Annotated in this window: 3 protein-coding genes; 2 read left to right on the top strand and 1 reads right to left on the bottom strand. The window is 71.9% G+C overall.

Translation table 11 applies throughout. From position 1 onward, the window contains the following. Positions 1-588 precede the first annotated feature (588 nt). Positions 589-2,493 carry an endonuclease/exonuclease/phosphatase family protein gene (locus ACIBH3_RS35695; protein ID WP_396316285.1) on the top strand — a complete coding sequence of 635 codons (1,905 nt, stop codon included), beginning with the start codon at positions 589-591 and terminating at the stop codon, positions 2,491-2,493. 142 nt (positions 2,494-2,635) lie between these two features. Here the strand turns inward: ACIBH3_RS35695 and ACIBH3_RS35690 are convergent, their stop codons facing one another. Continuing rightward, positions 2,636-3,550 (bottom strand): SGNH/GDSL hydrolase family protein, encoded by a 915-nt coding sequence (locus tag ACIBH3_RS35690; protein ID WP_396316284.1) that lies wholly within the window; start codon positions 3,548-3,550, stop codon positions 2,636-2,638. A gap of 314 nt (positions 3,551-3,864) precedes the next feature. On the opposite strand from ACIBH3_RS35690, the gene ACIBH3_RS35685 reads away from it, so the two are divergent. After that, positions 3,865-5,517: an FAD-binding dehydrogenase gene (locus ACIBH3_RS35685; RefSeq protein WP_396316283.1), complete on the top strand. Its 1,653-nt coding sequence runs from the start codon at positions 3,865-3,867 to the stop codon at positions 5,515-5,517. Positions 5,518-5,615 lie beyond the last annotated feature (98 nt).

Here is a 5,615-nt window from a genome sequence, read left to right as displayed (position 1 = left end):
GGTGGTTGATGTTGGGCGGGTTGGGGTTCATGGGGCGGGCGGCCGGGCCGCCGGTCGGCCCCGCGGGGGCGGCGGGGGGGGGCCGGGGGGGGGTGGGGGGGGGGGGCGGGGGGCCCCCCGGGGGGGCGGGCCCTCTTCGCGTTCGCCGCGTTCGCCGCGTTTGCAGAGTTCGCCGCCGCCGCCGGCGGTCGGTCGGTGGGCGGCCGGCGGGCATCAGTCGACGTCAGGGGGCCTGTGCGCAGGAACACTTGCCGGCCTCCGGCCGCTGCGGCCGCACGCGGCAGGAGGTTCGCCCGGGTTCGGCCGGGTTCGCCCGCAGTGCTCCCCCCGTGGCTCGGTGTGACTTGCGCCGCTGTGTCAACTGTTAACCGCCGAGGGCTTGTCGCGTCATTTTCTACGCGCGTATCTTGTGCGCATCGGGGGCGTTCACCAGCTTGATCTACGCGAGTAGTGCGCCGCCGCAACAGTTCTGAGCGAACATCACGGCCCGGCGACCAGACCCCACGTCCGCCGGGCCCCAGTGCTGCACCCCGCACACCCGGATGCCGTGTCATGCCTGTGCCACGGCAGTTAAGGAGTCCAGTCCCGGTGACCACGCCCACCGCATCCCACCCCCGCTCCCGCTCCCGCAGAGCGCTGCTGCGCGCGACCATGCTCCCGGCCGGCCTCGCCGCCTCGCTCGTGCTCGTGCCGCTGCCCTCCGCCGTCGCCGCGTCCCCGGCCGACGCGTCGGCCGCCCAGGGCGCCACGGCTGCCGGCCCGACCGAGCCCGGCCCGCTGCGCATCCACGACATCCAGGGCACCACCCGCCTGTCGCCGCAGGTCGGCAAGAGCGTCCCGGGCGTCCCCGGCATCGTCACCGGCGTGCGGACGTACGGCTCCAAGGGCTTCTGGATGCAGGACCCGAACCCGGACGCCGACCCCGCCACCAGCGAGGGCCTGTTCGTCTACACCGGCAACGCCGTCCCGAGCGTCAAGGTCGGCGACTCGGTGCTGGTCACCGGCAAGGTGACCGAGTACTACCCGAACTTCGGCGGCGGCTCGCAGTCGCTCACCCAGCTGAGCGCCCCGCAGATCACCGTGGTCTCCGCCGGCGACCCGGTGCCCGCGCCGGTCGTCGTCAGCACCCGCAACATCCCCGGCACGTACACCCCGCTCGCCGGCGGTGCCTCCATCGAGGCGCTGCCGCTCCAGCCGGAGAAGTACGCCCTGGACTTCTACGAGTCCCTGGAGGGCATGAACGTCCAGGTGCGGGACACCCGGGTGATCCAGGCCACCGACAAGTACAACGAGCTCTGGGTCGCCGCCGACGCGCAGGACCAGAGGAGCAAGCGCGGCGGCGTGCTGTACGAGTCGTACGCTGAGCCCAACGTCGGCCGCCTGATGGTGCAGTCGCTGACCCCGATCGCCCAGCAGCCGTTCCCGGTCGCCAACGTCGGCGACGTGCTGACCGGCGCCACCACCGGCCCGCTGGACTACAACCAGTTCGGCGGCTACACCCTGGCCGCCACCACGCTGGGCACCGTCCAGGACAACCACCTGGAGCGCGAGGTCACCGCGCCGGCCGGCGAGCGCGAGGCGACCATCGCCACGTACAACGTCGAGAACCTGGCGCCGGGGAACCCGGACAGCAAGTACGCCGAGCTGGCCCAGGCGGTCGTCACCAACCTGCGCTCGCCCGACGTCGTCGCCCTGGAGGAGATCCAGGACAACAACGGCGCCACCAACAACGGCACCGTGGACGCCAGTGTGACGGTGGCCAAGTTCATCGCCGCGATCAAGGCGGCCGGCGGCCCGGCGTACGAGTGGCGCTCGATCGACCCCGAGAACAACAAGGACGGCGGCGAGCCCGGCGGCAACATCCGCCAGGTGTTCCTCTTCAACCCGCAGCGGATCTCCTTCACCGACATAGCCGGCGGCACCTCCACCGCCGCCGTGGACGTGACCGGCACGGGCGCGGCCGCCGCGCTCAGCGCCTCGCCCGGCCGGATCGACCCCGCCAACGAGGCCTGGGTCAACAGCCGCAAGCCGCTGGTGGGCCAGTTCAGCTTCCGTGGCAAGAAGCTCTTCGTGATCGCCAACCACTTCAACAGCAAGGGCGGCGACCAGGGCATCGACAGTCGCTTCCAGAACCCGACCCGCAGCTCCGAGGAGCAGCGGGTCAAGCAGGCCACCGTCGAGCAGGCCTTCGTCGCCAAGCTGCTGGCCGCCGACCACGACGCGAAGATCGTCTCGCTCGGCGACTTCAACGACTACCAGTTCTCGCCGGCGCTGGCCACGCTCACCGCCGGCGGCGTGCTGCGCGACCTGGTGAACGAGCTGCCCGAGAAGGAGCAGTACTCCTACGTCTACCAGGGCAACTCGCAGGTGCTGGACCACATTCTGGTCAGCCCCGAGGTCGGGTACGCCAAGTACGACGTGGTGCACATCAACAGCGAGTTCGCCAAGCAGGCGAGCGACCACGACCCGCAGGTGGTCCGCATCAAGCCGTGACCCGGCCGGCGCGCCGCGAGTCGGTGGGCCGCGAGTCGGTGCGCTGAGAGTCGGTGCGCCGAGAACCGGTGCACCGAGCAGTTGACGGGGCGTGGTCGCGGTGTGCGACCACGCCCCGTCGGCGTTTCCCCGTACCCGCCGCTCAGCGCAGCGCCGCGAGGACGGCGTCGGCCATCACCCGCTCGCCGGTCGCGTTCGGGTGGAACGGGACGGCGGGGGAGTGCGGCAGGGCGCCCTCGATCCAGCGGTCGTCGGAGCAGATGTCGTGGCCCCGGGTGGCGGCCGTGGTGTCCACGTACGTGGCGCCGTTGGCGGCGGCCGTCGTGGCGATCATCGCGTTGAGCTTGCCGAGCACCCCGCGCAGGTAGGCGACGTCGCCGGTGGTGACGGGCTGGCGGAGCACGCATTCGTGCTCGTCCTCGGGCAGCAGCGACGGGTAGCCGACCACCAGCACCTTGGCCTTGGGGGCCTTGGCGTGGATGCGGGCGAGGACGTCGGCCAGCTTCGGCTGGGCTGCGCCGATCCGGTCCGTCAGGTCGTCCCGGCCGTACTGCCAGGACCAGCTGCTCCAGTCCCAGTGCCCGTGGTTGTAGACGTCCTTGCAGGGCGTGCCGAACGGGTTGACCACGACGCCGCCGATGCAGGTGGCGATCACCTCGGCGATGCCGAGGTCGGTGGTGCCCAGGTCGTTGCCGCCGATGCCGAGGGTCACCAGGTCGGTGTCGGCCGTCACGGCGTCCAGTTGGGGGTCGTTGACCCGGATGAAGGCGTCGTACTGGGCCGAGGTCATCGCCTTGATCTTGGCGGCGGAGCAGGTGACGTCCGTGTAGGCGGAGGCCTTGAGGGTGGCGGCCACCAGGTGGCCGTAGTTGCGGTCGGAGCGCAGGCACAGGCCGGCCGACTGGCCTGGTACGCCGGCCCCGGCCGCGTAGGAGTCGCCCAGGGCCACATAGTGCTTGGGGGCTGCCGCGTTCGCGCCCGAGGCGGACAGGGCGACAGAGGCCAGCGCGAGCACGCTGACGAGGGCGGCGGAGAGTTTCCGGGCAGGGCTGAGCACAGTTCCTCCTGGGGGAGAGAAACGCAATGGGTGGGGTGTGCGTGAGCCGGGCCACAGCTACTACTCCTCGGTAAGTTACTGCCAGGTTTCGTAGCCGTCCATTGGATCGGCAGTAATTCCCGAAAAGTCGGCAATGATATTTCCAATTACGCTCCACCGTGTAGCGACTGCATTTCGGCTCCACCGTGGAGCGAAATTCGAATCCGGGCGCCCAGGCGCACTCCCCCCGGTCGTCACCGGCCGGTTGACGCAGTGATCGGCAGGCCGCACTATCGGAGCCACCCGCCGCCCCGCCGCTCATGGAGGACCCGCGCATGGCCCTGGACGCCGACGTCATCGTCATCGGAGCCGGGCTGGCCGGTCTGGCCGCCACGGCGGAACTGGCCGACGCCGGACGGAAGGTGATCCTGCTCGACCAGGAACCGGCCGCCGGCCTCGGCGGACAGGCGCACTGGTCCTTCGGCGGCCTCTTCCTGGTCGACTCGCCCGAGCAGCGCCGGCTGCGCATCCGCGACTCCAGCGAACTCGCCTGGCAGGACTGGCTCGGCACGGCCGGCTTCGACCGCCCGGAGGACCGCTGGCCGCGCCGCTGGGCCGAGGCGTACGTCGACTTCGCCGCCGGCGAGAAGCGCGCCTGGCTGCACGCGCAGGGCGTGCGCTTCTTCCCCGTCGTCGGCTGGGCCGAGCGCGGCGGCCTGCTCGCCACCGGCCCCGGCAACTCCGTCCCCCGCTTCCACATCACCTGGGGCACCGGCCCCGGCATCGTCCAACCCTTCGTCCGCCGGGTCCGGGCCGCCGCCGAGCGCGGGCTGGTCGACCTGCGCTTCCGCCACCGCGTCACCGCGCTGAGCGCGAACGCCGGCGTCACCGACACCGTCGCCGGCGAGGTGCTGGTGCCCAGTGGCGCCGCGCGCGGGCAGGCCAGCTCGCGCGAGGTGGCCGGCACCTTCGAACTGCGCGCCCAGGCCGTGATCGTCACCTCCGGCGGCATCGGCGGCAACCACGAACTCGTCCGCAAGGCCTGGCCCGCCCGGCTCGGCAGCCCGCCCGAGCGACTGCTCTCCGGCGTCCCCGCGCACGTGGACGGCCTGATGCTCGGCATCACCGGCGAGGCCGGCGGCAACCTCGTCAACGGCGACCGGATGTGGCACTACACCGAGGGCATCGAGAACTGGGACCCGATCTGGCACCGGCACGGCATCCGCATCCTGCCCGGCCCCTCCTCGCTCTGGCTGGACGCTCACGGCAACCGGCTGCCCGTACCGGTCTTCCCCGGCTTCGACACCCTCGGTGCCCTCGAACACATCAGGCGCACCGGCCACGACCACACCTGGTTCGTCCTCACCCAGAAGATCATCGAGAAGGAGTTCGCCCTCTCCGGCTCCGAGCAGAACCCCGATCTGACGGGCCGCAGCATCCGGGGCGTCCTCGGCCGCGCACTGCCCGGCGCGACCGGCCCGGTCGAGGCGTTCAAACGCCGCGGCGCGGACTTCGTGGTCGCCGGCAACCTGCCCGACCTGGTCCGCGGCATGAACGCCAAGACCCGGCAGCCGCTGATCGACCAGGACGCGCTGCGCCGCGAGATCGAGGCCAGGGACCGCGAACTGGCCAACCCCTTCGGCAAGGACCTCCAGGTCAACGCGATCCGCGGCGCCCGCAGGTACCTCGGCGACAAGCTGATCCGCACCGCCGCACCGCACCGCATCCTGGACCCGGCGGCGGCCCCGCTGATCGCCGTCCGGCTGAGCATCCTCACCCGCAAGTCGCTCGGCGGCCTGGAGACCGACCTCTCCGCCCGGGTACTGCGCCCCGACGGCTCGGTACTCGACGGCGTCTACGCGGCGGGCGAGGCCGCGGGCTTCGGCGGCGGCGGAATGCACGGCTACCGCTCCCTGGAGGGAACCTTCCTCGGCGGCTGCCTCTTCTCCGGCCGCACCGCAGGCCGCGCAGCGGCTGCTGCGGTTTGATCGGGGCTCGGCTCGCCTGCGGGGCGCTCCGGTCCGGTGCCGACGGGCGTCGCTCCCGCGTTCGCTTCGCTCTCTTCCTCGCTCCTTCCTTTCGGCAC

It is taken from the genome of Kitasatospora sp. NPDC050543, assembly GCF_044457565.1.
Lineage (GTDB): Bacteria > Actinomycetota > Actinomycetes > Streptomycetales > Streptomycetaceae > Kitasatospora.
Note: the sequence above shows the minus strand (reverse complement) of the source record. Positions and strands in the feature narration are given on the sequence as shown.

Bases quoted from the DNA above. Each gene is read 5' to 3' on its own strand.
- ACIBH3_RS35685 (WP_396316283.1), top strand. From the start codon at position 3,865: ATGGCCCTGGACGCCGACGTCATCGTCATCGGAGCCGGGCTGGCCGGT.